The 26,302-nt window shown below is 40.9% G+C and carries 28 protein-coding genes; 14 read left to right on the top strand and 14 right to left on the bottom strand.

Going from position 1 to position 26,302, the window contains the following annotated elements:
* Positions 1-97: 97 nt before the first annotated feature.
* The 6 genes from tnpC to JMY08_RS12990 form a co-directional block, all read right to left on the bottom strand.
* Positions 98-1,855, bottom strand: coding sequence for an IS66 family transposase (tnpC, locus tag JMY08_RS13015; RefSeq protein ID WP_201593657.1), 1,758 nt, complete (start codon positions 1,853-1,855; stop codon positions 98-100).
* A gap of 42 nt (positions 1,856-1,897) precedes the next feature.
* A complete protein-coding gene (tnpB, locus tag JMY08_RS13010) occupies positions 1,898-2,242 on the bottom strand; it encodes an IS66 family insertion sequence element accessory protein TnpB (RefSeq protein WP_201593656.1) in 345 nt (114 codons plus the stop codon).
* Positions 2,239-2,634: a transposase gene (locus JMY08_RS13005; protein WP_201593655.1), complete on the bottom strand. Its 396-nt coding sequence runs from the start codon at positions 2,632-2,634 to the stop codon at positions 2,239-2,241. Before JMY08_RS13005 ends, tnpB begins: the two co-directional genes overlap by 4 nt.
* Before the next feature lie 207 nt (positions 2,635-2,841).
* Positions 2,842-4,497 (bottom strand): sensor histidine kinase, encoded by a 1,656-nt coding sequence (locus JMY08_RS13000; RefSeq protein ID WP_201593654.1) that lies wholly within the window; start codon positions 4,495-4,497, stop codon positions 2,842-2,844.
* On the bottom strand, positions 4,490-5,149 hold the full coding sequence (locus JMY08_RS12995) for a response regulator (RefSeq protein WP_025651479.1): 660 nt from the start codon (positions 5,147-5,149) through the stop codon (positions 4,490-4,492). Before JMY08_RS12995 ends, JMY08_RS13000 begins: the two co-directional genes overlap by 8 nt.
* Before the next feature lie 149 nt (positions 5,150-5,298).
* On the bottom strand, positions 5,299-5,868 hold the full coding sequence (locus JMY08_RS12990; RefSeq protein WP_025651480.1) for a PepSY domain-containing protein: 570 nt from the start codon (positions 5,866-5,868) through the stop codon (positions 5,299-5,301).
* A 196-nt stretch (positions 5,869-6,064) separates the two neighbouring features.
* On the opposite strand from JMY08_RS12990, the gene JMY08_RS12985 reads away from it, so the two are divergent.
* The gene (locus JMY08_RS12985) at positions 6,065-6,610 is read left to right on the top strand and encodes a manganese efflux pump MntP family protein (RefSeq protein WP_025651482.1); all 546 of its coding nucleotides are present in this window, start codon (positions 6,065-6,067) and stop codon (positions 6,608-6,610) included.
* Here JMY08_RS12985 and JMY08_RS12980 read toward each other — a convergent pair.
* The 3 genes from JMY08_RS12980 to JMY08_RS12970 form a co-directional block, all read right to left on the bottom strand.
* On the bottom strand, positions 6,572-7,336 hold the full coding sequence (locus JMY08_RS12980) for a PAP2 family lipid A phosphatase (protein WP_201567584.1): 765 nt from the start codon (positions 7,334-7,336) through the stop codon (positions 6,572-6,574). The genes JMY08_RS12985 and JMY08_RS12980 overlap by 39 nt on opposite strands.
* A gap of 48 nt (positions 7,337-7,384) precedes the next feature.
* On the bottom strand, positions 7,385-7,858 hold the full coding sequence (locus JMY08_RS12975; protein ID WP_025651484.1) for a diacylglycerol kinase: 474 nt from the start codon (positions 7,856-7,858) through the stop codon (positions 7,385-7,387).
* Between the two features lie 432 nt (positions 7,859-8,290).
* On the bottom strand, positions 8,291-8,887 hold the full coding sequence (locus JMY08_RS12970; RefSeq protein ID WP_025651486.1) for a PepSY domain-containing protein: 597 nt from the start codon (positions 8,885-8,887) through the stop codon (positions 8,291-8,293).
* Between the two features lie 271 nt (positions 8,888-9,158).
* On the opposite strand from JMY08_RS12970, the gene JMY08_RS12965 reads away from it, so the two are divergent.
* Positions 9,159-10,139 carry a CorA family divalent cation transporter gene (locus JMY08_RS12965; protein WP_102077235.1) on the top strand — a complete coding sequence of 327 codons (981 nt, stop codon included), beginning with the start codon at positions 9,159-9,161 and terminating at the stop codon, positions 10,137-10,139.
* Positions 10,140-10,195: 56 nt separating this feature from the next.
* On the opposite strand, the gene JMY08_RS12960 is transcribed toward JMY08_RS12965, so the two are convergent.
* From JMY08_RS12960 to JMY08_RS12940, 5 genes are all read right to left on the bottom strand, one after another.
* Complete coding sequence (locus JMY08_RS12960) at positions 10,196-11,542, bottom strand: sensor histidine kinase (protein ID WP_201593653.1); 1,347 nt, start codon at positions 11,540-11,542, stop codon at positions 10,196-10,198.
* Between the two features lie 97 nt (positions 11,543-11,639).
* Complete coding sequence (locus JMY08_RS12955; RefSeq protein WP_201593652.1) at positions 11,640-12,326, bottom strand: response regulator transcription factor; 687 nt, start codon at positions 12,324-12,326, stop codon at positions 11,640-11,642.
* Between the two features lie 44 nt (positions 12,327-12,370).
* Positions 12,371-14,071, bottom strand: coding sequence for a phosphoethanolamine transferase (locus JMY08_RS12950; protein WP_201593651.1), 1,701 nt, complete (start codon positions 14,069-14,071; stop codon positions 12,371-12,373).
* A 539-nt stretch (positions 14,072-14,610) separates the two neighbouring features.
* Entirely contained in the window at positions 14,611-16,164 is a 1,554-nt protein-coding gene (locus tag JMY08_RS12945; RefSeq protein ID WP_201593650.1) for an ATP-binding protein, read from the bottom strand.
* Positions 16,154-16,888, bottom strand: a complete 735-nt coding sequence (locus tag JMY08_RS12940; RefSeq protein WP_198334105.1) for a heavy metal response regulator transcription factor — start codon at positions 16,886-16,888, stop codon at positions 16,154-16,156. The genes JMY08_RS12945 and JMY08_RS12940 overlap by 11 nt, the downstream gene beginning before the upstream one ends.
* A 227-nt stretch (positions 16,889-17,115) precedes the next feature.
* Here JMY08_RS12940 and JMY08_RS12935 point away from each other — a divergent pair, with 227 nt between their 5' ends.
* The 12 genes from JMY08_RS12935 to JMY08_RS12885 all read left to right on the top strand — a co-directional run.
* Entirely contained in the window at positions 17,116-17,442 is a 327-nt protein-coding gene (locus JMY08_RS12935) for a hypothetical protein (RefSeq protein ID WP_093068413.1), read from the top strand.
* A 134-nt stretch (positions 17,443-17,576) separates the two neighbouring features.
* Positions 17,577-17,855 (top strand): hypothetical protein, encoded by a 279-nt coding sequence (locus tag JMY08_RS12930; RefSeq protein ID WP_193006275.1) that lies wholly within the window; start codon positions 17,577-17,579, stop codon positions 17,853-17,855.
* Positions 17,856-17,980: 125 nt separating this feature from the next.
* Positions 17,981-18,577 (top strand): c-type cytochrome, encoded by a 597-nt coding sequence (locus JMY08_RS12925; RefSeq protein WP_025645677.1) that lies wholly within the window; start codon positions 17,981-17,983, stop codon positions 18,575-18,577.
* 139 nt (positions 18,578-18,716) lie between these two features.
* Positions 18,717-19,346, top strand: coding sequence for a DUF411 domain-containing protein (locus JMY08_RS12920; protein ID WP_025645678.1), 630 nt, complete (start codon positions 18,717-18,719; stop codon positions 19,344-19,346).
* A gap of 67 nt (positions 19,347-19,413) precedes the next feature.
* Entirely contained in the window at positions 19,414-21,111 is a 1,698-nt protein-coding gene (locus JMY08_RS12915) for a copper resistance system multicopper oxidase (RefSeq protein WP_201593649.1), read from the top strand.
* 31 nt (positions 21,112-21,142) lie between these two features.
* Positions 21,143-22,327 (top strand): copper resistance protein B, encoded by a 1,185-nt coding sequence (locus JMY08_RS12910; protein WP_201593648.1) that lies wholly within the window; start codon positions 21,143-21,145, stop codon positions 22,325-22,327.
* Between the two features lie 95 nt (positions 22,328-22,422).
* A complete protein-coding gene (locus JMY08_RS12905) occupies positions 22,423-22,899 on the top strand; it encodes a DUF305 domain-containing protein (RefSeq protein WP_201593647.1) in 477 nt (158 codons plus the stop codon).
* 145 nt (positions 22,900-23,044) lie between these two features.
* Complete coding sequence (locus JMY08_RS12900) at positions 23,045-24,388, top strand: APC family permease (RefSeq protein ID WP_068037337.1); 1,344 nt, start codon at positions 23,045-23,047, stop codon at positions 24,386-24,388.
* 129 nt (positions 24,389-24,517) lie between these two features.
* The gene (locus tag JMY08_RS12895) at positions 24,518-25,171 is read left to right on the top strand and encodes a methyltransferase family protein (RefSeq protein ID WP_068037334.1); all 654 of its coding nucleotides are present in this window, start codon (positions 24,518-24,520) and stop codon (positions 25,169-25,171) included.
* A 112-nt stretch (positions 25,172-25,283) separates the two neighbouring features.
* Entirely contained in the window at positions 25,284-25,562 is a 279-nt protein-coding gene (locus JMY08_RS14175) for a DUF5676 family membrane protein (RefSeq protein ID WP_025645689.1), read from the top strand.
* Between the two features lie 98 nt (positions 25,563-25,660).
* Positions 25,661-25,816 carry a hypothetical protein gene (locus JMY08_RS12890; RefSeq protein ID WP_156770962.1) on the top strand — a complete coding sequence of 52 codons (156 nt, stop codon included), beginning with the start codon at positions 25,661-25,663 and terminating at the stop codon, positions 25,814-25,816.
* 138 nt (positions 25,817-25,954) lie between these two features.
* Positions 25,955-26,302, top strand: a 348-nt coding sequence (locus JMY08_RS12885) for a heavy metal-binding domain-containing protein (protein ID WP_320157787.1), incomplete at its 3' end; no start/stop codon positions are given.

Below are 26,302 nucleotides of genomic sequence, written 5' to 3'. Positions count from 1 at the left end.
CAGCACACATCATCTAAGCAAGCGTAGCATTGGCTTACGGTTTCAAATAACGTATGGGTACTAATGCTATATTTTTGGTAAGCATCCGACCAACCCCCTATTGCGATGGCATCCAGAGATGAGGTAACAACTCATCTAGATCATCTTGAATAGGCAGGCGTCTTAGCACGTCTGTCAAATAGGCAGACACATCCAAGCCGTTTAAGCGAGCTGACTGAATGATTGACATAATATTCGCAGCACGCTGCCCACTTCGCAGCGAACCGGCAAACAACCAGTTTTTACGCCCAAGCGCCCACGGACGCATCTGATTTTCCGCCCAATTATTATCAATCGGCAACCTCCCATCATCCAAATAACAAGTCAGCGCTTGCCAACGTTTTAGGCAATAATCAATCGCCTTAGTAATACTGGCATTCTTAGTGGTTAACTGTCTTTTTTCTTGTAACCATTGGTGCAGCTTATCGGCAATCGGTTTGGCTTTCTCTTGCCTGATTTTCCGGACTATCTGGGGATCTCTTGGTATTGGGGGTGTGTTTTTTTCAAATCGCTCATCAATCTCACGTTCAACCGCATACAACTGCCCGAATAACGCTAATGCGTCAATGCTAATAACACTTTGTCCAGTAACGTGCAATTCATGAAACTTACGCCGTGCATGGGCCATACAACCGATTTCGCTCACGCCTTGATGAAATAAAAACTTATACCCACTGTAATCATCGTAAATCAGCTTACCGTGCCATTTGTCTAAAAAGGCTTTAGGGTGCTCATTACGACGGCTCTGGGCAAAGTCATACACCACCGCTTTTAATGCACTATGCTGTGGGGTAAGATACGCCCAAACATAGCCTTTCTTTAATGATTTACTGCCGGCTTTCACAGGGTTTTTCATGATAGACACCGGTGTTTCATCGGCATGTAAGATAGGCTCAGACAGTAACCGCGCATGCAAGCGGTTCACTAAAGGTGCCATGGCAACACTACAGCGTCCCACCCAGTCTGCCATGGTGGCATCGGGAATATTTACCCCACTTCGCTGATAGATAATATTCTGCCGATATAGAGGCTGATGGTCTGCATACTTACTCATGAGAATGTGAGCAAGCAGCTCAGGGGTGGCGATGCTCTTGTTAATGATTTGCTTGGGTGCAGCCGCTTGATGAATGATGTCACACTCACGGCATACCCATTTTGGATAGAGGTGTCGCTCAATATAAAACTGCTTGGGGATGAGTCCAAGTTTGTCCTGTTTATCCTCCCCAATTCGCTTCATTTGACAGCCGCAGTCACAAACGGTGGTGAGTGGTTCATGAACCAGAGTTTTAACCTCAAGGTTGTCAGGAATAACCGTGTATTTAGCACGCTTTGCTTTTTTAGGCTGATCAGTGGCTGAGGGTAGCGATCCGTTAGTGATCTGTGTGCTTGGTTCAAGGTCGCTCTCACCGATGAGCATTTCTGTCTGGATAGGATCGATAGCAGGTAGCTTGGCAAGCTGATCTTGGGTTAAGTCGTGGCGGTAGTCATCTCGGATTTGTTCTAGTGCAGATAAATCTTCTTGCGCAGCTTCCTGATTTAAGTGGGTTTGTTTGGCACTTAAGCCTTCGCTCTTTTGTCCATACAGTTGATGGATGAGCCGCTTTTGTTTTTCGATGAGTTCCAGTACTTTTAGATACAGCTTGTGGTTTTCCTCAAAGGTTTTATTGACGAGCTGCTGTAGTTGATCGTGACGCGTGTTTGTTTGAACAATCTGTTGTTGCAGGTGCTCATTACGCTGTTCAAGCAGGTGGATTTTCACCAGAAGCTCGGCGTAAATGGGGTCTTTCGATAAGTCGGATAGAGTGGCAACAGTCATGGTGCTATGTTGCCAGAGTTTTATTTGCCTGTCATCGGGTATTTATAGGATGGGGGTCAATGTATCTTTGCCCATGTTACGCCAAGGCAATCCACTGATTAAGGCATTAAATTGCTCACGGTTGATGTTGATGCCGGTTTGAGTGGGGGTGAGTGGTTTGGTTAAGCCATGAAACTTGCTGTCGTCTAGCTGACGGCTGCAAAGCCAAACCCCAAGTCCGTCATGAATGAATACTTTCAGCCGTGTGCCTGTTTTGTTGTAAAACAGGTAGGCACAGTGAGGGCGGATGCCTTGGTGCTGGGTGATGATGTGAGCCAGTAGTTTGCCGCTGCCACATCGCATGTCCATGGGCGCGGTGGATAGCCAGATGTGAGTGATGGGTATCATTGTAGGCCTCGTAGTAGGTCAATCAAACTTTGGGTGTCTATTTGGGCAATAGTAAGGCTTATGGACCCAGGTCCTGGGGCTCTGATTTGCAGCTTGATGTTTTGTATGACGGAGGGTGAGGACAGATGAGTTGCTTGAGGTTCAAGGCGGATTGGGATAAAGCAGGGGTTTGGATCAGCAGGACTGTTTATGGCAGCAGGTAATATGCCAGTTTCAGTCTTTTTGCGGTGATGCTGACGTTTCCAGTTATGGAGAAGGTTCTGGTTGATGCTATGGTCTCGAGCGATACTGGCAATTGATCGCCCTGAACCTTCAGCTTCTTGTACTAAAAGTTCTTTAAACTCAGCACTGTAAGTTCTACGTTTGGGTTTGTTAGGTGGTTGTGTTGTCATGTTAGTGTCCACGATTATTAATCGTGGACACTATCTCGCATTTTTTAAGTGAGGAAAAGATGGGATGGTCGGATGCTTACGTTAGATTCACTCTATTAGTAAACAAATTTAATGTTACGTTGTAGATGTCACTAAATTATCAATAGAGATGTTAAGAAAGTGTGAAGATGCAACTATTTAGATCTATTAAAATTTCTATGTATGAGTTTAAAAGATCAAAGTTATACAAAGTCCTCGATTATCATGTAAGTTTAAAATCTCAGAATTAGAGTCCTTCATAAAGACATCGATACCTGCCTGCTCACAGATTGATTTAACAATAGAGAGCCCAAGTCCTGTACCTTCTATTTCCTGTGATTGCTTACTTGCGCTATCTGATCTTGAAGCGCTTATACTATTGTTAAGTTTACTGTCGCTAAATTGATCAGCTGCACTAATCACTTGATTAAGCCGTATAAAGGGTTCAAAAGCTTTCTCATAATCACTAGGGTCAATGCCTGCGCCTGAATCTATGATCTGTAATACTAATTTGTTATCTAGCGTCTTGGATATATCATTTAATTTCCCAGATTGAATCACATGTGAGCCAAAATTATATTGAGCATTTAAAGCCGATTTATCCAAACTGCCTGAGTTTTGCTCAAGTTGATAGAGTTTAACCATGACTTGACCATTATCTAGCGTATAAATAATAGCGTTTTGAATCAGGTTTTTTATGAGCATTAATAATGATGTCTCATCTATCTTTACTTTGCTACTTGACTGTAAGTCGACAGTTAGTTCGATGTTCTTATTATCAGCAATAGGAATGAGTAACCCTATGACTTGTTCGATAATAGATTTAACATTGGTTGCTGTTGTCTCGGTACCAAGCTCGGTATTGATATTACCAGCACGAGCGAGCGTTAATAATTGCTCAACCAAACTTTGATTACGCCTCAAGCGAATAGCCAGTTTATCGAGGCCTTCCGACATAACGTTATCATTACTAATACGCTGTAATCGTTGTAATTGTAGTGAGATGGCAGTCAGCGGCGAGCGCAGTTCATGGGCAGCATCAGCGATAAAGCGTTGCTGACGTTCAATACTAATTTTGACTATAGCCAATAATCTATTTAACGATTCGGCTAGTGGCAGCAATTCAGAGGGCAGTCTACCAATCGATAAAGGACTTAGGTCATTCTCATTACGTGCGCTTATCTCATGATGCAATTGACGCACAGGTTTCATCATGCGCCACATGATAAAAGGCAGTAAAAGCAGTAATAATGCTATACCGATAATAAGGGGTAAAAAAGACTGTAAGGCACTAGCTTTGGCTAAATCATCCTGTAAATCTGTCTGTTGGCGCAAAATTAGAGCCACTTCTTCATCAGTATCTAAAGACTCAATCTTGACATCATTTCTATAGGTTCGCCAAGAATGACCGTCAATGTTTTGATCGCTTATCCCTTGTGGAACGCTATTTACTAATGCCAACGGTATAGGTTCTGAGTAATCATGCTCATCATCGCTTTGAACGTTCTGATAATCTTCTACCCCGTTATTGAGTGAGGCGGAGAGTATGACTATATCAACGGTGATCGCACCATCATCGTCATCGGTATCAAAGTGAATGTTGCTGCGGGCATGCTCGTCACTGTATGAATAAGCAGCATTATTATTTAAACCACTAATATTAAGCGACTGCTCTAATAAGGCAGCAGTATTTTTTAAGTTATCATCCTGAAAGTCATTTATCTCGTTATAGCTGTCCCAAAATCCATAACCACCAGCCACTATTGCCAGTAGTAATAATGACACAACAGACCAAAAGATAAGTTGGAACTGTAATGAGTTAAAGGGCTTACGAAATTTAGGCATTGCTGATATACCATCCAAGGCCACGAACATTTTTGATTCTATCTTGTCCGACCTTTTTGCGTAAACTATGAATCAAAAACTCAATGGCGTTACTTTCAACTTCGCCGCCCCAGCCATATAACGAATCCTCAAGCTCATTTTTGGACATGACTTTTTCAGGCGATAGCATAAAGGTAGTGAGAAGCATGTACTCCTTTGCGGTTAAATCGATAGGGCTACCATCCATCATGACCCGTTTGTGCGCGGTATCTAAACTTAAATTGCCAACCGTCACTTGATTATCAGCCTTGCCTTGGGCACGGCGAATAAGTACTCTCATGCGTGCAAAGACTTCTCCTAACTCAAAAGGCTTGACGACATAATCATCAGCCCCTGAGTCTAAGCCTGCAATTCTATCTTTTAATTGATCACGCGCGGTGAGTATCAACACTGGTGTTTCAATCTTGGCATCGCGAATAGCAGTCAACACGCCCATGCCATCAACTTCTGGAAGACCTAAGTCTAATAAGATGATGTCATAAGGTTGCACCCTTAATGTCAGTATGGCTTGACGACCGTCTTTGACCCAATCAACCGTATAAGCCTCATCTTGCAAGGCTTCGCTCAGACTCTCGCCAATCATCAAGTCATCTTCGACTACCAATACGCGCATGGGATATCCTTATTATGTGACTAGTAGGATTAAAAAATATTTATCTATAGTGACACTTTTTATAGCGTCCTCAAACTAAAAAGCTCTAATCGATACTAGTGTACAGAGTAGAGCCGTTGTTAAGCTATATTCAACCAAGTTTTAAAATATTAATCATCATCTAACTGACTGCTGACAACCTGACCATTCATGCTATCGATTATCAGTTTATTTATGTCCATCCCTTTAGCTATTTCAATCTCATAAGCGGGTATACCGTTATCAAAATCAAACTCTGCTTCAGTAATTTTGCCACCAACACTTTGCGTTGCTTTTTGCATGGCTTGGGTTAGGGTTATTTGGGCTTGCCTCATAGCGTTATATTCTGCTAAGTCGTCTTGATCTATTTTTTCCTGCTTAGATTTTAGGACTTTGCCGCTACTGGCGTCAATTTTTACTTCATGCTCCACTCCATCATTGATAAGCTTGATTTCATACTCGCCACTTGCCATATAATCGTTTTGGTCAAACTCAGCGCTAATTAAGTCTCCTTTGACTGTTTTTTGTGCAATAGCGACGGCTTGCTCTAGACTGATTTTACTCTGTGCTATCGCGACTGCGTCACTCGTCTTTGCGCCTGAAATAGCAGGTATTTGACCTGAGGCAACAGCGAGAGTACCAATACCTAGAACGCTAAGAGCAATAAGTAGGGATTTGCTTAGGGTTGATAGTTTTTTCATCGTGTTTACTCCGTATTTAAGGTTCATGTCTGACGACTCATTATCAAAGTTGTCAGAAGTGTCGATATGAGTCCATCATACAAAACAAGACATAGAAGAAGCTTAGCGTAGAATAAGCGTTCAGTTAGCTACTCATATTTTTGGGCTATAATGCTGTTGCTCTTTCGATAATCCTTATACAGAGTAATATTTTATTATGTTTGAGATACTATTATTGGCGTTAGCACTCGCTGCGGATGCGTTTGCGGCTGCAATCGGTCTTGGCTCGACACATAGAAGCGATGGTAAGTCGCAGTTTATAAAAATGGCGTTACTCATTGGATTATACTTCGGTGTTGCTCAGGGGGTGATGCCGCTAATTGGTTATGCGCTTGGCTCTACTATGCTCGGTTGGTTTGCGGAATGGGCTGCTTGGATTGCTTTTATCATACTAGTGGCTCTTGGGATTAAGATGCTTTATGAGTCGTGTTCGGTTAGTGACGATACTCGGATCAATGTAAGTCATAAAACCTTGCTGTCATTGGCTATAGCGACTAGTCTCGATGCGATGGCAGCGGGCTTTACGTTAAACCTGTTGGTAGTTAATGCTTATGCTGCCTGTTTAATCATCGCATTGACGACCGCTATTTTAAGTGTTTTAGGGGCTTATATAGGACGCCAGTCAGGAACATGGCTCGGCAGTTGGGCAGAAGCTTTGGGCGGTTTAGTGCTGATAGCGATTGGTGTGAAGATGGTTATTTGAAGCATAATTATGCTCTGTTCTCTTAAAAAACACGCTGGCCAGCGCACAAGCTATAGTCAAAGACACCAACATCGATACTAAGGTATGACTAAAAAAATGATCACCAAACATCATTTTATATAGGCCCATTGTCCAGCCTAATACGGTTACGATTTCAAATATTCGATAGCGATACTTATAAAGAGTAGGTAAAAATGCTAAGCCATACAAAGAAAATCCTGCGCTGGCATGAGCTGCTGGAAAACATTTTGTATCGGTTTTAGCAAGCATATTTTGCCATAGATTAAGATAAGGTAGATCCCCGCCAAAAAGCGTTAGATGATTAGGACAGCTCACATGAGTAACGCTTTTTAATAGCGCGATAGTAGAAGGCACCACAATAAGAACAATAAGTAAGTAACTTATTTCACGAATTGAGAAGGGCACAATAAATTTACTTGTTTTATTGTTATCGATGATAGAGGCGATATTTGAAGATTGTCTGTATTTGATAACCAATACGGATATTAAATAGAGAGCCAACAAGATTAATAATGCTTTAGGACCATCATAAAAAATAAAAGCGTAAGGCTGTTCGCCTTTTTCTATCAGCCACTGACCATTATTATAGAAAAACTCACTAATACGAATATCAAATTGGCTATGCTCAAAGGTTAGAGCGGCAATAATTGTTAAGCAAAAAAGCTTAAGCCATATCCAGTTAGTTGGGTTATCTTCTAAAATCATGAAAATACCTTACTCAATGTATTAAATTGCTAAAAATTTAAGCACTTTTTAAAATAAAAGATTAGATAACGCCATGCACCACAAAACGAACAATAGTAATAATGCCAAAAATTGCGCGGCAGAACCCACGTCCTTGGCTATTTTAGCGAGGGGATGATGATCCGTTGAAGTATGATCGACGCTCGCTTCAATACCCGTATTAATAAGCTCCACAATGAGGGATAAGAATGAAGCAATCACAAGCACCATTTTGGCGCTGACGTTAAAAGGCATAAATATAATGACCGTGAACAATAAGAGATTGAGCCAGATAACTTGCCTAAAGGCCGCTTCAAACTTATAAGCCGCTTTAAAACCATCTATAGAATACCCCGTAGCTTTTACAATACGGGCTAACCCTTTTTTACCTTTAACCTCATTTGCAAAACTATCCGCTACAAAAGTATCATCAGATACAGGCTGATTTTTATAATCAAGATTTGTATGTTCGTGGCTCAGAGCAGTAGTCTTGGAATTATTCATATCGATAGCTTAGTATTTATTAAGATTAGAATAGCTGGCAGGTCTTAATGATATTACAGTGCATGTTAAGATCGCGTTAAGATGAATTTCATATAATAAGAAGCAGTAGCGAATACCGAGTTTGATTAAGGTATTGGCTACTACTGACTATTGAAGTTACAGTGAAAATAAGAAAAAGTGCAATCACCGATATATTTATTGTTGTAATGATCCCAGTGTAGGAGGGCACTGGTTAGCACTTGGGTATCAGTATGTGCTTGGAGCTGTTAAGGAAGCGTTAAGATAAAAAATATTTATAAAATTATTTGGAAAGGGCAATATTAATATCAAAATTCAATATATACAAAAAAGCAATAGCCGACACCTTGTTTATCAAGGTATTGGCTACTGCATCCTATTAATGAAGAGTTAGTATTTAGCTTTGCTTACTTTTTAGCCATCATCCTCCATATCAACTTGGCTGCTTAGAACCTTGCCAGTATTGGCATCTATGCTCACATCATATATCTGATTGTCTTTGACAACTTCGATGTCATATAAGGCTTGACCTTTTTCAAGCTCGAACTCAACACCGATGACTTTACCATTTACGCTTTGAGTGGCTTTTTGCATAGCACTAGTTAGCGTAACTTTGGCTTGCATCAGCGCTCTATATTCAGCCATGTCTTCTTTATCTAACTTCTCTTTTTCAGTCTCGATGACTTTGCCAGTATTGGCGTCGATCTTGACCTCGTAAGCCGTACCGTTTGATACAAACTCAACTTCATACTCGCCCGTTACAGCACCGTTGCCATTATCATCATCGTCGTCATAATCGAATTCTGCGCTGATTAGATCACCTTTAGCATTCTGTTTAGCTATATCGATTGCTTGCGTTAAGCTGATCTTACTTTGCATAGCGCTGACAGCTTCACTTGATCCAGTTACGGCTTTGGTATTAGCAGCAGGGGCGGCGATAGCGGTTGCACCTACGCCTGCAATAGTAAGGGCGATGATTGCTGATTTGGTTAGCGTTGATAAGTTTTTCATGAGAGTCATCCTTTGTATTAATCAATTTCTGACACACCATTAGTGGTTTTGCCAGCTACCTTGTGGGTATGAATCTATAATACGAGAGACGACATAGGGGAAACTTAGCGGAAAATAAGAGTTTGATTAGCGAGTAGATATAATAAATATTGCTTAATTTTCTGAGTTAAATCACTATTAAAAGACTATTAAACGTTTAACATAGCTAATATTTGTTCTAGATATCAAGTTTACTAAATTTTGATTAAAGGAGTTTCTATAGGGGGAAGGGATGTCAGAAAAGTTCTTACGAAACACTACACTTATTACTTATTCACCTTCAAAAGTGTCAATAGTACCTTGTGAAGATATCTTAATTTTAAACTTTAAGCCTCACGGCGACGAAGTTTTTTGGCTCAATACTTATGGATTGAGTGAATTAAATGAGATGAAACAAGTTGTCATCCAGAACCAGTTTGATGATTTTTTAATTAAATTATTGCAAGATGATGAGCATGCCAATAAGGTTATCGAACTCGATAATGTCCTGTTTATCGCTCTAAAAGTATTAAAAACTGATGACAAAAATCTAGATAATAAACAATTGATTTTCGTTGTATCGTCAAATATGTTATGGAGTTTGCAAGAGAATCATAATAATCATTTTCAGTGGATTCGTGATCGCTTAAGCGAAGGCAAAGGACAAGTTCGAAGCAAAAAAGTAGATTATTTGCTTTTTCTGTTGATTGAGTCATTGATAGCAAACTATGAAGAGACGTTTGAGAAATTACTGAATGCTGACGGTGACTCGATAAAGGTGACCAATATTAATCCAACGCCTTATTTTACTAAAAAGGTTGAGGAGCAAAAACGTCGCATGTTGAACTTTAAGAAAGCGACGCTGAGCCTTCGCAATACCATTGTAAAGCTGGAAACGATTAATATTATTCCTATGGATAGTAAGTATTTCACCGAACTTAAAGAGCAAGCCAACAATTTGATTGATGAAATTGATTTTGAGTTGTTTGAGCTTGATAGTAAAACCAATCTGATATTCTCAATTCAGGGCCATCGTTTGAATGAAATCATACGTACCTTGACCTTAGTGTCAGTGGTATTTATACCATTAACATTTTTGGTAGGCGTTTACGGTATGAATTTTGACTATATGCCTGAGTTAAAATGGAATGAGGGTTACTTTGCCTTGTGGGGTGTGATGGTAACATTGACTGTGGCCATCGTTGTGTATTTTAAAAGTAAGAAATGGTTTTAAACTGTACTGCTAACTTGTAATGTCTTAGGCTTTTAAAGATTGTTTATTAGTAGAATTTATTTATAATAAATACTAAACGTACTACCGCCTGCAGCATTAGCTTGATGGGTAAGTTGCCAGCCCATATGCGTTATGATGCGCTGAACAATACTTAGACCTAACCCTGTGCCATCAACCTTATAGCTCGTATAATCTTTTGACGAGAACTTATCAGTTAATTGCCCATCATTTTTCTTTTGCTCTAAACGCTCAAACCTTTCATAGAGTAGAGGCATCATCGCTTCAGGAATACCCAAGCCAGTATCGGTAACGGTGATTTTTTTATCGTCAATAATAATAACTACCTCACCCTCATCCGTGTATTGAAAGGCATTCTTTATTAAGTTGCCTAGTGCCATTTTTAGTAATTCAGGTCGTACGTAGGCAAAATACTCTTGTTCAGCGACTACTGCATAAGTCACAGTCTTATACCGTAGCAAGTATTTCAAGCGCTCCACCTCATTGTTAGCAATGTTATTGATAGAGGTTTGCGGAGCGTCCAGTTTTTCAGGAGCACGCGAGAGTAGTAATAATGCGCTGATAATCTCAGAGGTTTCTTTGGCCGTATTGCTAATACGGTTAGTAAACTCGCTCAAACGGCTATCGCCTTCTAACTGGGAAGCCAGTACTTCTGATGCACCCATGATAATCGTCAAAGGCGTGCGCAACTCGTGGCTAACATCTCCAGTAAATAGCTGCTCACGTTTGAGATACTGCTCAAGCTTATGATTCTTCTCATCAATAGCGCGTGCTAATACGCCAACCTCGGAGGGCAAATGGGTCAATTCGGTTAAATTTTGATGATCGGTCTCTACTGCTTTTTTTAAGTCTAATAAAGGTTTAGTAATTTGCCTAGAGGATAGCTGAGAAAATATTGCGGCAATTAGTAAGCTTAAAATAACGGCAACTCTCAAGGCATTAGCAAAGATATCTTCTAGGTGCTCAAAGATGGCAAGGACAGGGTAGTTCCCCATTACCATCTCAGTGTCTTCTAAATAGCTCAAAATATAGTTTTGCTTATTTTTTTGATAGTGAAAAAAATGCAGTTCCGTTCTAACATCGCCACCTTTGGTGGGCACGGTTACGGGCATCTCTTGCACTGTCTCGGTTGCCAAAGCTTTTAAATTATCAGGTGCATGATTATAACGATAAATAGTGATGCCAGGTTTTGCCGTATAAATAGGCTGATCGCCGTCCTTTTCTTGACTAAGCTCTAGCTGTTGTAGCAAACGAGCTTTGACCAACTCTTGCTCCATCCTTGTCTCAGCGTACACAAAAATGCTGACGAATGTCGCACACAGTAGTATGGCAAATAGAAAATATGACAGTCGAAATTTATTGGCGATGGAGTCGATGCTGAACATGGTATTTACTTCTAGTAGAAGGCGGTAAGAAGGGAATAGTAGATATCACTAACACGACTCTCAATCAGGCTGAGTCGCTAAATCGTACAAGAATATTTTATACTTTATCGGGATCAACAATTTGATAACCCACTCCAGGCATCGTCATTATCATAGGTCTGGCAAATGGCTTGTCGACTTGTACGCGTACACTATGCATATGAGTCCGTAGCGCATCGCTACTTGGAATATCCTCACCCCATACCTTTTCCTCAAGCTCACTTTTACTGACGACTCGTGGCGACGCATTCATTAATGTTTCTAAAATTTTAAACCCTGTCGGTGTCAGTTTTAGTGATTTACCTTCTCGTCTAATCGTGTGCTCATTAGCATTTAAGGATAATGGTCCGACAGCTAAGCTGTGCTCAAAATGCTCATCCTGATTTCGACGGATAAGCGCTTTGATACGTGATTCCAACTCAATAAGTGAAAAAGGCTTGACCAGATAATCGTCAGCGCCACTATCGAAGCCTGCGACTTTATCCAAAATCGTATCACGAGCCGTCAGCATCAATACAGGGGTTTTATTATGTAGCTCTTCTCTCAGTTTTTTACATAGCTTGGTGCCGTCCATACCCGGCAGCATGACATCTAATAAAATAACGTCATAGCGATTATTCGCGGCGAGTGTTAAGCCGCTAATGCCATTATGAGCGTTGTCCAGCTCAAAACCTTTTGGTTCAAAAAAGGCATAAATATTGGCGACGATATCGGGATTGTCTTCGATGATAAGTATCTTGTACATAATAGTCTCTTGTATAAATATTAGTAGCGCCTAGGTTGAAGGTCTTAATGGATAGTTTTAAAAAAGGTTGGCGCTGCTGCTACCTCATCGGTAGTAATACCGAAAAAGTTAAGTAAAGTTGGCGTAATAAAGTCATGTGACACGGGCTGATTAATCGTACTAATGAGACTACTTTTATCAATATTATTGCTAGTAGGCGACCAAATGATGACAGGCACCTGCTTTTGCGCATCAGGTGCGATAGCGTAGGGCATGCCATGCAAGTAAATATTATTCTCGCCTAAACTTTCGCCATGATCGCTAATATATACCATTACCACATCATAGTCCTGCTCATACTTTTTGAGCGTATTAATCACGTTATTTAAGAAATAATCTGTATAACGAATAGCATTGTCATAAGCATTGATGACGGATTGATCATCGCATTTAGCAAGCTCGTTCGTCATGCATACTGGTTTGTACTCTTCAAACTCCTTAGGATAACGTTTGTAGTAAGCGGGACCATGATTACCCATTTGATGCAATAAAATAAGGGTGTCTTTAGCAGAGCCGTCTGCTGTTACTCCTGTATCTGACTTAACTAAAGTATCAAAACCGTCAAGCATACCAATATCACGACACTCCTCATCACAATTTGGATTGACATCAGGCGTCTTAAAGTCCTCAAAAGTTACTCTATTAGCTACTCCTTTAGAGCTCGAATTATTGTCTCGCCAAACAACTTTGACGCCTTGCTTGTTCAAGGTATCTAGTACATTTTCATTATAGTCTGCCGTATTGTAATCATAATTTTCTCGATTAGCATAACTAAACATACAAGGTACGGAATAAGCGGTGGACGTGCCACAAGAGGTCGCATTTCTAAAGCTATAGATATTTGGCTGGCTAGCAAGTAAAGGCGTAGTGTCGCGCTTGTAGCCATTAAGAGCGATATGATCGGCACGAACCGTTTCACCAACGACAAATACCATGAGTTTAGGTTTTGCTGCACTAGTACCAGCAGTAGGGGTTATACGTTTGGCGTCTGTCGCATGCAGGGTCAATGTATCAGGACGACGAAGTTTCTCAACATAATCGGTACCTAATTTGATAACCGAGTAGATAGGGGTAATAGGATTAGCATAACTACGAACCATTTTATGCTGACGAAAAAAGGTGGCGTATTGATCGCCAAAGGGCAGTAGGCAGACAGCCATTAAGGCGATAGATGAGGTTAAGGTTAACGCTTTTTGCCATAGCGCTCGACGTAAAGGTACTCTTTTTATGCGGATTTTAGCAATAATAACTGCGGGTATAACGCCTAGCAGGAACACTCGTATAAAGAAGCTTAGCGACATCAGCCCCATCGCTTCACCTTGATCGGTTTGTATACTATTGATCAGCATATTAGTATCGAAAATAGTGCCATAAGCGTCAGTAAAATAGCCACATACGGCCGCTATCATTACCATAGCGATGAGCACTGGTTTAGCAATAGGACGATAGCAAAATAATTGGAAAAGCAGCCACATTAAGCCGAACAATAAGCCTGTGATAGAAACCATGAAGCCAACGTTATTACCAAAAGGGTAAATGCTAAGCACTTGCGCGAAAAAACCAAAATTTGCAGTAGCGACTAAATAGAGCGCAATGATAATAATCAGATAGTTAAGATTAATTTCATGATTAAAAATGCTGTTTAGATAGCTTTTTTGGGTAGGAGCTTTGGTGATTTCAGTGCTAAGTGCTTGAGAGGTTGACATAACTAGGCTTCTCAACAGGATGGTAAGGAGTTTGATTCCTTACGATAACAAGAGGCCTGTTAAGAAGACGTTAAGATATTTGGGTTGAGTAATGCTTTAAGAAGATAATATATTCTTAAAAATAAATAGTTAGATAATAAGCTTAAGGATGCATATTGCCTCTACTTTAGCTGGTTAGTCGACGCCTAATAAACCAACTAATTATAATTACTATAGCAATCGATAAAAAAATCTTTGAGTAGGGTGCTAACGCAGTCTCTATAACCTCGTAGTTTTTGCCGAAGTGGTAACCTGCAAGCGTCAGTACAGTTGTCCAAACACTAGAACCCAAAGCAGTCAATACTAAAAAAGATAAAAGTGGCATTTTGTTCATACCCCCATATCAACAACATCACCTAAGAAAATTAGACTTCATAATCTAGCCTTATACACTATATGAATAATAGCATTCAGAGCCTTTCGACTTATCAAAATAAAATAGACCTATAGTAGGTCTACATATTATTAATATTTTGAACACTAGGATATTGAGGTGTATGCTACTTAGCAATCAATAATCCTACAGTAACTTCAAAACAATACTCATCTTTGTTAGTGATATTGACCGTCCCTTTATGAGCATTAGCAATAGCCTGAACGATAGATAAACCCAAACCTGATCCTGAATGGTGCTGGCTAGTTTTATCATGACGATAAAAGCGCTCAAACAATCGATCTGCTTCGCTTTGGTTTAGAGGTTTTTCTAGAAGGTTAGTAAAAGTTATCTCTAGCCAAGATTGCTTCGCGGTTTGAGTGTTACTTTGATCGTCTTCAAGCATCTTATAATTATTAACGGAAGTATTTGGAGTGTTGACAGTGGCTGATATTGTGACGACGCTATTACTAGCGGCGTAGTAGATCGCGTTTGATAGCAGATTAGCAAATAGCCTTTGTAATAAACCTTCATCGCCTAATACTGCCTTAAAATCTCCTAATTTTACAAAAGTTATTTTACGATCCTCGGCAATCATTTCAAAGTAATCTAACAGCTTATTGATTAGGACCTCAGTATCTACAGTAGTCACTTGCGAATCACTCAGTCCTTTTTGGGTTTTTGCTAGCAGTAGCATGTTGTTAATCATCGCCGATAATTGCTCTAAGGTGTCATGTTGCTGATGTAATTGTTCGACATATTCCTCTTCCTCTCTAGGCTTATTTAACATGACTTGCGTTTGCGTAATCAGCGTCGCTATTGGCGTGCGTAGCTCATGCGCGATATTGTCTGAAAATCGCGACAACGACTCAAAATTGCTTTCAAGCTTAGCCATCATCGAGTTATAGGATTCTGCTAAAGGTCTTAGCTCTAATGGCATATCACTAACTATTACTCTTTCGCTCAATTTTTCAGGATGAATACCTTTCATCCTTTGCACGATAGTGGATAAAGGGGCAAAACCCCAATACACGCTTAAGGCTGCTATTGAAACCAACAGTAGTGTGATGGCAAATAGGATCAGACTAAGTTGACGGTTAAACTGTAATAAATACTGATGATGCACGTCAATGGGTAAGGCGATAAGGGCAAGCATGTCATCATTGTCTCCAATAACCATAGCTCGATAACGTCTGTCTTTAATATTTATTACAAACTGTCTGTCATCATGTTGCTGTAATGATAATAGGTTAAAGTCGGCACTTAATTCATTAGCAAAGTTTTTGGGAGTACTAGATAGCAATCGCCCCTCTTTATCAGCAATGATAGTTTTTAGATCGTAATCTAGCGCTGATGAATGCAGGTGATCATCATTTTCTGTGGCTATTGTAGGAAGTAGATTTGAAGAAGCTTTCGAGCTTAGCGGTTGTTGAGTGTTTGATGGACTTTGAGGCTTAGGTAGTGTCTGAGAGGCTATTTGGTTATCCGCCTCTGTTACGCGCTTACGTAGATTAAAGGCTGCGTGGGTAATGATTTCAGCATCCATTTGCTCAAAATGGCCTTTAACAGAGTGCTGTACCCAGATATAGATTATCAACTGCGATAAAACGACAAATATCGTCAATAAAAACACAGTTCGCCATAGTAAGGGTAAGCGTCGATTGTCCAATCTATTTATCATATTGGCTATCTTCCGTTTCGCTGGCAGCTTTATTACTAGCTGAAACGTCGACAGCATCTAATCGGTAGCCCATGGCACGCACAGTATGAATTAGCTTGGTATCAAACTCATCGTCTATTTTTATACGCAGACGTCTTATTGCCACATCAATCACATTAGTATCGTTATCAAAGTTCATATCCCATACTTGTGAAGCAATGATTGAGCGTGGTAATACTTCACCGCGGCGCTCTAATAGAAACTGTAATAGGGAGAACTCTTTTGCGGTTAGTTTAATGGGCGTGTCTCCTCTATGTACAGTGCGCTTGGCAATGTCCATTTTGAGATCCGCTATTTGCATGAGCGTACTTTTATAGTCGGCTTGATTGGCGCGTCGTAATAAGCTTTTTATCCTGACTATTAACTCTGCAAAGGCAAAAGGTTTGGTCAGATAATCATCACCGCCAATCTCAATCCCCTTGATTTTGTCATCTAAATCATCTTTTGCGGTTAGAAATAACACTGGCGTATGCTTGCCAGCCGCTCGGTAATTACGTACTAGCTCAAAACCGCTAACATCAGGCAGCATAACATCCATGAGTATCACGCTAAACTCTTCAGTCATCATAGCATGGTAGCCATCTAAACCTGTCAGCTGATGATCAACAATGAAGCCTGCTTCACTTAAGCCTTTTTTTACATATTCGCCGAGTTTTAATTCATCTTCTACTAGTAGTACTTTCATAGTAATCCTTCAATATAATTATGATTTTATAATACCCAAATCAATATAAATGACAAAACGGACTGGTATCTGACAAAGATGTCATGCGCTCGTCATCAAATGGTCAGTCTTCGTTTGTTAATCTATACCTATAGTACATAGCGGCTCATTCTTGATACGAGTAGCTACTATGAATTATTACTACAGGTAATTAGTTTCAATATTTAATAATTTATTAAGGATGTTATATGAAAAGCTATCGTTCATTCAAAAAAGTGGTGCTGCTATCCGCTTCGATGCTTATCGGTATATCAGCAGCTAATGCGCATACTACCAATCTAAGCACTTCAATTATCGATAATTGCGATAACTTAACTACGTTTGCCAGAAATCTAGATCACAATAACGCGCAGATGTCTGATGCTCAAATGAAAAGCTATGTTGATGCACGAGTCGCTTGCCAAGTTCAGCATCAAGATCAACATCTGCAGTCTGAAAAGTATTTTATAAAAAAATATGGTAGCGATCGTGATAGAAATGCTGATGCCATACTAAATGAATACGTGCAGCATTAAAATATAAAAGTAGCAAGATGACAATATTGTCATCTTGCTGTCATCTCTCTGTCAGAATCAATAAGTTATGCTTTAGACTGAATTAATATCCTAAAGCTTTATGTACCCTCAACTAAATCAATTAAGGATTAACCATGTCACTCTTTAAATCAAAGTCTTTACCTAAAGCAATCGTAGCCACTGCCGTCGCTCTAGTCGTTTCAACCTCAGCTCTAGCACATGATCCTAAAATGCACGCTGAAAAAGATCAGATGAACTGTGAAAAAATGGAAAAGCATATGCAAATGATGCAAAAAATGGATCATAGCAAAATGGATATGAACGATCCCGCTATGAAATCAATGATGGCTAACATGGGTAAAATGAAACAAATGTATCAAAAGCACTGCGTAACAGATAAAAGTGACTCTTAAACATTGATTTTATAAATCCTTTATTACTGCTAGATAGTTTCATCAATCAGTAATAAGGGTTTGTAGGAAATATTTGTAGACGCTAAGAGTAGGGTATTAAAGAAAATGAATTTTAGGATAAACTCATGAAGTTTTTACTAGGAGTACTTTTCACTGTCGTGGTCGCTATTGTTGGTGTCTTTACTGTGGTCATGAGTGGTGTCATTAATATTGGCGCTGATCAAGGACATAGTCCATTGGTTTATAATTTCTTGGAGACGGCTCGCACCCGTTCAATAGCCTACGCTAGCAAGGACATTATTGTTCCAGATTTAGAAAAAGTAGAGATGATTAGCTCAGGCGGTGCCGATTACAAAGATATGTGCGCAGGCTGCCATTTGTCTCCTGGGGTAGAGAGCACTGATTTTAGTGAGAGCCTATACCCTAAGCCACCTAATTTCACTAATGCGCAAGTAGTTGATCGTTATAAAACGGATGCAGGAGCTCAGCAAAGTTTTTGGGCGATTAAGCACGGTATTATGGCATCAGGCATGCCAGCATGGGGTGCTTCTCATGACGACGATAGAATGTGGGCAATGGTCGCTTTTATTAGATCACTACCTGAGTTAAATGAGAATCAGTATACCATGCTAACCACTAGACTGGATGATGACATGATGGATATGTCACTGAATAGCGACATGATGGATATGTCAGAAGGTGGAGCTGGAATGCAGCATTAATTCTTCCATATTCCTTTATAAAAGTGCAGTGTTAAATAGTGCTGCCTTTTGGGATTTAAACTTTGCCTATACTACACTTAGTTATAGGGTATAAATCTTTAGAAGGTTCAACAGATAAGCAGACGCTTAGGAGTAAGTTATGAGACGCTATATAAATATAATGGGCAATGGACATAAAAAGGTATCAGCTTCTGCTCTTTTACTAGTAGCAACGTCAACAGTAATGGCTTGTAGTCAGCCCGATACTAGTGTTTCAAATTCTACTCAAACTGAGCCAACGCTTGCCACCAAAAGTGCTCAAATAGAGCAACCACAACCGCAAATGATGTCTGTCAGTGCTAATTCAGGTACTGGGTCGACAATTCTACAAAACGTCTCAGCCACAGTTTATAAAGATGCCAACTGCGGCTGCTGTAAAGAATGGGTAGGCTATGCCGAAGGTCATGGTCTAAGCGCAACTGCGCAAGACGTTACAGATTTATCTTTATTTAAAGAGCGTTACGGTGTCCCGCAGCAAATGCGCTCTTGTCATACCACCGTCACTACTAATGGTTATGTTTTTGAAGGTCACGTTCCTGCCAAATACATGGCACAGTTTCTAGCCAATCCGCCAACTGATTCCATCGGTCTTGCCGTACCGAGTATGCCAGTTGGTAGTCCGGGCATGGAATATCAAGATAAATTTATGCCCTATAAAGTCATGCAATTGAACAAGGATGGCAGCACTCAAGTGTATGCGGCTATTGAGTCGCCAGCGCAGCAGATGTAGTTCTATTAATAAGTTATCAGATATATAAGTTCAACTCTCATTTCATGGATTAACTTAGGTCAATATTATGAATAAAAACAGATTTAACCGCAGGCGTTTTTTGACAGGGTCATCCACCTTGCTCGGCGCGTCGATGCTATCCACACTACCGACGATGGCTAATAGTGCTTTAACTAAAAGCCAAAATGTCGTAGTCAATAGTGATAGAGCCGATCACATTGTACCTATACTAACGGGTAATGAATTTGATCTTTATGTCAGTGAGAAGATGATAACGGTCAACGGCAAGTCAAGCATGGCAACGCTGATAAATGACTCACTGCCTGCGCCAACGCTTAAGATGCAAGAAGGCGATACGGTCACCATTCGAGTCCATAATCAGCTGAATGAGTCGACCTCTATTCACTGGCATGGCCTCTTAGTGCCGTTTGAGATGGATGGCGTACCGGGTATCAGCTTTGATGGTATTCCTGCGGGTAGCACCTTCACGTACAAATTTAAACTGATACAGTCAGGCACTTATTGGTATCACTCGCATACTGGCTTCCAAGAACAAACCGGTATGCGCGGGGCCATCGTCATTGAGCCGAAAGGGCGCGAACGCTATCCTATCGAGGAAGATCACGTTATCCTGCTTAGTGATTGGACGCATCGCGATCCGCATAATCTGCTAAAACTACTTAAGCAGCGTGCTGGCTTTGATAATTATCATCTGCCAGACTTTAAAAAGCTATTGTCCGATATTGCCGCTACGGATCTAAAAGCTGCTTTTGATAAGCGCAAAACGTGGAATCAGGTGCGGATGATGCCGACAGACTTTACTGATTTATCTGGTGAGACCACGTTTACTTATCTTATGAATGGTAAAACCACAGCGGCTAACTGGACGCAACTTGTCAAGGCTGGACAGCCTGTCAAACTACGTTTTATTAATGGTTCAGCGCAGACGATATTTGATGTACGCATCCCCGGCCTAAAAATGAAAGTCGTCGCGACGGATGGGATTGATGTCAGTCCCGTCGATATCGATGATTTCCGTATTGGGGTGGCCGAGACTTATGATGTCATCGTGACGCCCACTAAAGACGCGCATACCATATTTGCTCAAAACATAGATCGGTCAGGCTATGTTGCGACAACGCTTGCTACCAAAAAAGGTGCTCGTCCTGCGATACCTGCTATGGACAAAATCGAATGGCTGACGATGGCCGACATGATGGGCGCCATGGGATCGAATGGCTATAACGCTAAACATGCCAAAACAGAATATGACTTTAAGTCCGATATGCGCGTTGATAGTCCGCGTATGAACCTTGATGACCCTGGTATTAATCTACGTAACATTGATAGAAAGGTTTTGAATTATAGTCAGTTGCGCTCTGTCGGCGATGAGATAATGGCAGAGCAGCGCAAACCCACCAGAGAGATTGAAATACATCTGACGGGAAACATGGAGCGCTATATTTGGGCTCTAGACGGGGTTATGTTCAAAGATGCCGCACCGGTCAATATTAAGCCGGGCGAGCGCGTACGTATTACCTTAGTCAATGACACCATGATGAATCATCCCATGCATTTGCATGGTATGTGGAGCGATCTGCGGATGCCTTCAGGTGAGTTTCAAGTACGTAAGCATACGATAATGGTACAGCCTGCACAAAAGATAAGCTTTGATGTCACCGGAGAAGCTGGCAGATGGGCATGGCATTGCCACTTGCTCTATCACATGGAAGCAGGGATGTTTAGAGAAGTTGCCGTTGTTTAAGCAAATCTTTGGTTGATAGGTGAGAGATGAGATGAAAATACATAAAGTAGGTTTACGGTTCGCCGGGGTATCATCATTGGTATTATTAGCATCATCATTTGCTAATGCTGCTGACCCGTCCACGGTTAAAAAAGACATGACTATGTCAGATATGGACCATAGTAGTATGGACATGTCGGATATGGATCATAGCAAAATGGATATGTCTGGTATGGACATGTCGGATATGGATCACAGCAGCATGGATATGTCGGGCAATATGTCAGATATGGACCATAGTGGCATGGATATGTCAGGCGATATGTCGGATATGGATCATAGTGGTATGGATATGTCAGGCGATATGTCGGATATGGATCACAGTGGTATGGATATGTCAGGTGACATGTCAGATATGGATCATAGTGGCATGGATATGTCGGGCGATATGTCAGGTATGGATCATAGTGGCATGGATATGTCGGGCATGGATCATGGCAGTATGGACATGTCAGGAATGCAAGGTGGCGAAGCTCCAGCTGATGCTCGCAGTCCTGACTATTCAAACGGTGTTCCCTATGGTCGCTTTGGTAAGCCTGTGATGATGGGTAGCTTACCGTTATGGGGCGTATCAGTAGACGATTTGGGCTATCAATTTGACGATGATCAAATCAATTATAAGTTTGATACGTGGTACGGTACAGACAGCAACCGCGTAACGCTACGTAGCGAAGGTAGTGTTCAGACTAAGGACGATAAAAAAATTGATAGTCTGAACTCACTGGCTTATTGGAAGCCGCTAAGTATTTTTTGGAATGGTGAAGCAGGTGTCGCTTATGATACCAAAAACGATAAGGCTGCCCTTATGGCGGGTATCGTAGGTACTGCACCATACTTTGTTGAAACAGATGCAAGAGCCTATCTCTATACTGATGGTCAAGTACGTCTTGACTTAGGTACGGCATATGAGTGGCGTTTGACTCAGCGTTGGGTTGTCAGACCAGAAGTAGGGCTGACAGCCTTTAGTAAAGACGATACCGATAACGGTATTACTAAAGGATTTAATGAGTTTGGGGCTGAAGTTAGGCTGGCTTATGAGACATTCAGTCGTCAGCTCGCGCCTTATGTTGGTTTCAGCTACGAGAGCGCCTTGGGTGATGCGCGAGACTTACGTCGTCAAGAGGACGAAGACGTTGATTCTAATAGTCTGACTGCTGGTGTGATGTTTTGGTTCTAGTGTTAACCATGTAAGTAACAACAGTTTATAACACTAGCTCTAAAAAAAGGCACCTCTTTATTTAGGTGCCTTTTTACTAAATTAAGGACAAGAATATGAATAACCATATGGATAATAAACAGAAGCAAATGAACCCTTATGTAAAGTTCACAATCATGATTTTAACATCCACAGTGGTGATGTTTATCATGATGTATTTTAACACCTATCAGTGGGATCATATTTACTTTAGTGAAACCCGAGCTTATATGGCGCTGTATATGGGCGCTATGATGGCAATTATCATGCTCGCCTTTATGACCAATATGTATAAAAAAACCAAGATAAACTTGATGGTTTATGGGGTTAGCGTAGTTTTATTTGCCTTTGGTCTTTGGGGCGTACGCTCTCAGCAAACGGTCGATCAAGTGGATTGGATGCAGGCGATGATACCGCATCACTCGATTGCTATTTTGACCAGTTCGCGTGCTGATATCGAAGATCCACGTGTACGTCAGCTTGCTGATGACATTATCGAAGCACAAAAGCGTGAAATCGGTGAGATGCAAGCACTTATTGATGAGTTGGAATAATATATTATGATACCAATAAGTAAGCTCTTCTTTAAAAACTATTTACTATATCGCGTCTTTTAATTCTAACTATACCTACTCCTTACTTCAAAAATAACCTGTAAAACTGAAGTTCTACGAAGAAATAAATTAAGGTCGAATAAGTATGAAGCAAGATAGAACGACTCGCTATCAGAAGGATAGTTTGACATTATCAGGAACAGTTATGCTAGGTACCGGTGTCATGATCGGTGCTGGTATTTTCGCTCTGACCGGTCAGATGGCTCAGATGACGGGTTCGCTTTTCCCACTTGCTTTTCTAGCCGCCGCAATCGTTGTTTCTTTTAGTGCCTATTCTTATATCAAAATCTCTAACGCTTACCCGTCGGCTGGCGGTGTTGCAATGTACCTGCATCAGGCATACGGAGATCGTTTACCGACTGGATTTAATGCCCTGCTGATGTATTTCTCCATGGTTATAGCGCAGAGCTTTTTGGCCCGGACGTTCGGGTCATACACTATGCAGTTATTCGGTGGCGATGACAGCGGTCGCATGGTATCCATCCTTGGCGCCGCGCTTATTCTTGCTGCGTTCTTTATCAATTTACTTGGTAATCGTTGGATTCAGGGGGTTGCATCGGTTATCGGTATTATAAAAATTGTCGGTATTCTTATATTCGGGTTGGTTGGTATCTGGCTAGCTGATAGCTTTGCAGTTGATTCTTCTACATTAGATGACACTAATACTGTTGGTGACTTTCTTGGCGCAACGGCGCTAGGCATACTGGCATTTAAAGGCTTTACCACGATTACCAACAGTGGCTCGGAAGTAAAAAATCCTCATCGCAACGTCGGCCGTGCCATTGTAATATCAATCGCAATATGCGTAGTTATTTACACTCTAGTCGGTTTCGCGGTGTCTAGTAATCTATCTCTTGCCGAAATCATCGAAACTAAAGATTACTCCTTGGCTGCCGCCGCACGCCCAGCACTTGGCGACTATGGTCTATGGTTCACAGTTGCAATCGCAATGGTAGCTACCGCTGGCGGCCTCCTTGCTAGCATCTTCGCAGTCTCTCGTATGCTTGCTATGTTGACTGAGATGAAGCTGGTGCCTCATCGTCATTTGGGAATGCCGGGAAGCGTTCAAAAACATACGTTGGTCTATACTGTGGTGTTGGGTTTAGCTTTTACGACGTTATTTGACTTATCACGAATTGCAGCGCTTGGCATTGTTTTCTATCTAATTATGGATATCGCCATTCATTGGGGTGTTTTGCGATACCTTCGTCAGGATATAAAGGCGGTGATGTGGGTGCCTATAGTGGCCATACTTCTTGACCTGTTGGTTCTCGGCGGTTTTGTCTGGATTAAACTAAACTCAGATCCATTCGTACTTGGCGTAGCAGTCGTCACTATTGTAGTGATTGCTGTGGCTGAGCAGGTTTACCTGAAATCTTCAGCGAGGAAAAAAGCTATCGAAAAAGATACGCTTGCAGACCATCATTGACAGTAACATCAAAGAGTTTACAGAAAATTGTTTGGTTAAAAATTGCATAGATTTAAGCGTCTGCTTACTATCTTCAAGAATTGATTTCATGCAATACGATATTCATAAAGACAACAGGGAAAGTAAGCTATGAATGAGTCATTTAATCACGCTGGAACTTGGGGTCTCGCACTAATTGTTATTGTTCTGATTTCTTGGTTCTTTTACCGTTATTTCGCACCAAAGAACTGGCGTGAATGGGCGGGTGCTGGTGTAGTTCAGGCTTTCATTATTGCACTTTACGCAGAAATGTATGGCTTTCCGCTCACTATATATTTATTAGTACGGTTTTTTGGTTTGGACAGCCAATATGTCAGCGCTAGCTTATGGTCGACCCTTGTTGGTTTAGGTGAGACAGGCATGATGATCTCAATGCTACTCGGCTATGCTATTGCATTTTTAGGAGTCGGTCTTTTTGCTCAAGGTTGGCGCCAAGTCCACAAAGCACGAGGGGAAAATCGTTTAGTAACTGATGGACTCTATGCCTACGTACGTCATCCTCAGTACACCGGGTTGTTTATTGCACTGTTCGGTGAGGGTGTGGTGCATTGGCCAACTCTGTTTTCAATCGGTCTGTTTCCAGTGATTGTGCTTGTATACACATGGTTAGCTCGACGTGAGGAACGGCATATGTTTGAAGAGTTTGGTAAAGACTACCTTGCTTACAAACAGCAAGTGCCAATGTTTATTCCTCAATGGGGTCAATGGCGTCAACTTGCCGCCGCCGCACGAGTTAAAAAGTAATATCAATACAGGATAAAGCTTTAATTCATACAAATCCTTAGAGTTAGCATGGTTAGATACGATTGGTTATCTTGAGCTTGAACCACATCATACAATAGTGAGGATTACTAAGATGGTCAAATCAAACTTAACAACAAGTACTTTAAGGATTGCCCCTGTTGGCAATAGTGTATCGTTGTTTCTACTTATTAGTTATCTATTATGCATAGGGTTTGGTTTACTCGCACCCGAACAGATAGCGATGCACGAAGCTTGGGCACCTCTACTACCTGGCTTTGAGTGGTTAACATGGACAGGTTTTCTAATTGGACTTGTAGAATCATATCTTTACGGTTGGTATTTCGCCATCTTGTTCGTGCCACTATATCGTTGGTTCGCCAAAGTGCGCTAAAGATATTGATATATTAACAGTCAGTAAACCTCTTCGGTTCGAGTAAAAATTAATTGAAGAGTTGGAGTGATCACAGTTTAGACTGAGGAGAAATCATAATGAATGGGTCAATGCATGGCATGATGAACGGCTCAATGATGTATGGCATGGGCTGGGTTATGATGCTTATCTGTTTGTTATTCACCCTACTATTTTTCGCAGTACTAGTACTAACAATCATGGCACTGCTCAAGTATTTGCGTGATAAAAACTAAATTCCAATTGAAAAGTATAGAAATTATTTTTTAGAGGTTTTTAGATTAATGATTAGATGAATAGCAATCGAGGATTGATGATAGTGCTTTAAGAGTTGTACTTATTATCAATATTTATTGTCTTCAAGGAGTGGTTTTATGAAACATATTGCCGATGAAAAATCTATCAAAGGTGGTCAGTACGATAAAGTACCGGAAAATTATAGCGGTACGGTCTATATTTGTCCTATGCATCCAGAAGTAAGAGATGTTGAAAAAAGTGACTGCCCAATATGTGGCATGTTTCTTAAACCTGAAGACGAGGTTGCTGAATCCAACAACCATGAAGATAGTCATGCGCATTGTCATGGAGCGGATGCTAATAATAGTAATGAGGTAAATTCTGTCGAAGACGATAAGTACGACAAGATACCGGAAAATTATAGCGGTACGGTCTATATTTGTCCTATGCATCCAGAAGTAAGAGATGTTGAAAAAAGTGACTGC

Origin of the sequence: Psychrobacter sp. Pi2-51, from assembly GCF_904846665.1 — a bacterium.
GTDB lineage: Bacteria > Pseudomonadota > Gammaproteobacteria > Pseudomonadales > Moraxellaceae > Psychrobacter > Psychrobacter glaciei.
Note: the sequence above shows the minus strand (reverse complement) of the source record. Positions and strands in the feature narration are given on the sequence as shown.

What these genes read in the sequence shown, in the direction of transcription:
- JMY08_RS12995 (WP_025651479.1), bottom strand. Translation starts at nt 5,149, where the DNA reads ATGCGCGTATTGGTAGTCGAAGATGACTTGATGATTGGCGAGAGTCTG.
- JMY08_RS12925 (WP_025645677.1), top strand. Translation starts at nt 17,981, where the DNA reads ATGAAGTTTTTACTAGGAGTACTTTTCACTGTCGTGGTCGCTATTGTT.
- tnpC (WP_201593657.1), bottom strand. Translation starts at nt 1,855, where the DNA reads ATGACTGTTGCCACTCTATCCGACTTATCGAAAGACCCCATTTACGCC.
- JMY08_RS12920 (WP_025645678.1), top strand. Translation starts at nt 18,717, where the DNA reads ATGAGACGCTATATAAATATAATGGGCAATGGACATAAAAAGGTATCA.
- JMY08_RS12915 (WP_201593649.1), top strand. Translation starts at nt 19,414, where the DNA reads ATGAATAAAAACAGATTTAACCGCAGGCGTTTTTTGACAGGGTCATCC.
- JMY08_RS12900 (WP_068037337.1), top strand. Translation starts at nt 23,045, where the DNA reads ATGAAGCAAGATAGAACGACTCGCTATCAGAAGGATAGTTTGACATTA.
- JMY08_RS12940 (WP_198334105.1), bottom strand. Translation starts at nt 16,888, where the DNA reads ATGAAAGTACTACTAGTAGAAGATGAATTAAAACTCGGCGAATATGTA.
- JMY08_RS12905 (WP_201593647.1), top strand. Translation starts at nt 22,423, where the DNA reads ATGAATAACCATATGGATAATAAACAGAAGCAAATGAACCCTTATGTA.
- JMY08_RS12990 (WP_025651480.1), bottom strand. Translation starts at nt 5,868, where the DNA reads ATGAAAAAACTATCAACCCTAAGCAAATCCCTACTTATTGCTCTTAGC.
- JMY08_RS12975 (WP_025651484.1), bottom strand. Translation starts at nt 7,858, where the DNA reads ATGAATAATTCCAAGACTACTGCTCTGAGCCACGAACATACAAATCTT.
- JMY08_RS13005 (WP_201593655.1), bottom strand. Translation starts at nt 2,634, where the DNA reads ATGACAACACAACCACCTAACAAACCCAAACGTAGAACTTACAGTGCT.
- JMY08_RS14175 (WP_025645689.1), top strand. Translation starts at nt 25,284, where the DNA reads ATGGTCAAATCAAACTTAACAACAAGTACTTTAAGGATTGCCCCTGTT.
- tnpB (WP_201593656.1), bottom strand. Translation starts at nt 2,242, where the DNA reads ATGATACCCATCACTCACATCTGGCTATCCACCGCGCCCATGGACATG.
- JMY08_RS12985 (WP_025651482.1), top strand. Translation starts at nt 6,065, where the DNA reads ATGTTTGAGATACTATTATTGGCGTTAGCACTCGCTGCGGATGCGTTT.
- JMY08_RS12910 (WP_201593648.1), top strand. Translation starts at nt 21,143, where the DNA reads ATGAAAATACATAAAGTAGGTTTACGGTTCGCCGGGGTATCATCATTG.
- JMY08_RS12980 (WP_201567584.1), bottom strand. Translation starts at nt 7,336, where the DNA reads ATGATTTTAGAAGATAACCCAACTAACTGGATATGGCTTAAGCTTTTT.
- JMY08_RS12950 (WP_201593651.1), bottom strand. Translation starts at nt 14,071, where the DNA reads ATGTCAACCTCTCAAGCACTTAGCACTGAAATCACCAAAGCTCCTACC.
- JMY08_RS12955 (WP_201593652.1), bottom strand. Translation starts at nt 12,326, where the DNA reads ATGTACAAGATACTTATCATCGAAGACAATCCCGATATCGTCGCCAAT.
- JMY08_RS12935 (WP_093068413.1), top strand. Translation starts at nt 17,116, where the DNA reads ATGAAAAGCTATCGTTCATTCAAAAAAGTGGTGCTGCTATCCGCTTCG.
- JMY08_RS12895 (WP_068037334.1), top strand. Translation starts at nt 24,518, where the DNA reads ATGAATGAGTCATTTAATCACGCTGGAACTTGGGGTCTCGCACTAATT.
- JMY08_RS12960 (WP_201593653.1), bottom strand. Translation starts at nt 11,542, where the DNA reads ATGTTCAGCATCGACTCCATCGCCAATAAATTTCGACTGTCATATTTT.
- JMY08_RS12965 (WP_102077235.1), top strand. Translation starts at nt 9,159, where the DNA reads ATGTCAGAAAAGTTCTTACGAAACACTACACTTATTACTTATTCACCT.
- JMY08_RS12890 (WP_156770962.1), top strand. Translation starts at nt 25,661, where the DNA reads ATGAATGGGTCAATGCATGGCATGATGAACGGCTCAATGATGTATGGC.
- JMY08_RS12970 (WP_025651486.1), bottom strand. Translation starts at nt 8,887, where the DNA reads ATGAAAAACTTATCAACGCTAACCAAATCAGCAATCATCGCCCTTACT.
- JMY08_RS12945 (WP_201593650.1), bottom strand. Translation starts at nt 16,164, where the DNA reads ATGATAAATAGATTGGACAATCGACGCTTACCCTTACTATGGCGAACT.
- JMY08_RS13000 (WP_201593654.1), bottom strand. Translation starts at nt 4,497, where the DNA reads ATGCCTAAATTTCGTAAGCCCTTTAACTCATTACAGTTCCAACTTATC.
- JMY08_RS12930 (WP_193006275.1), top strand. Translation starts at nt 17,577, where the DNA reads ATGTCACTCTTTAAATCAAAGTCTTTACCTAAAGCAATCGTAGCCACT.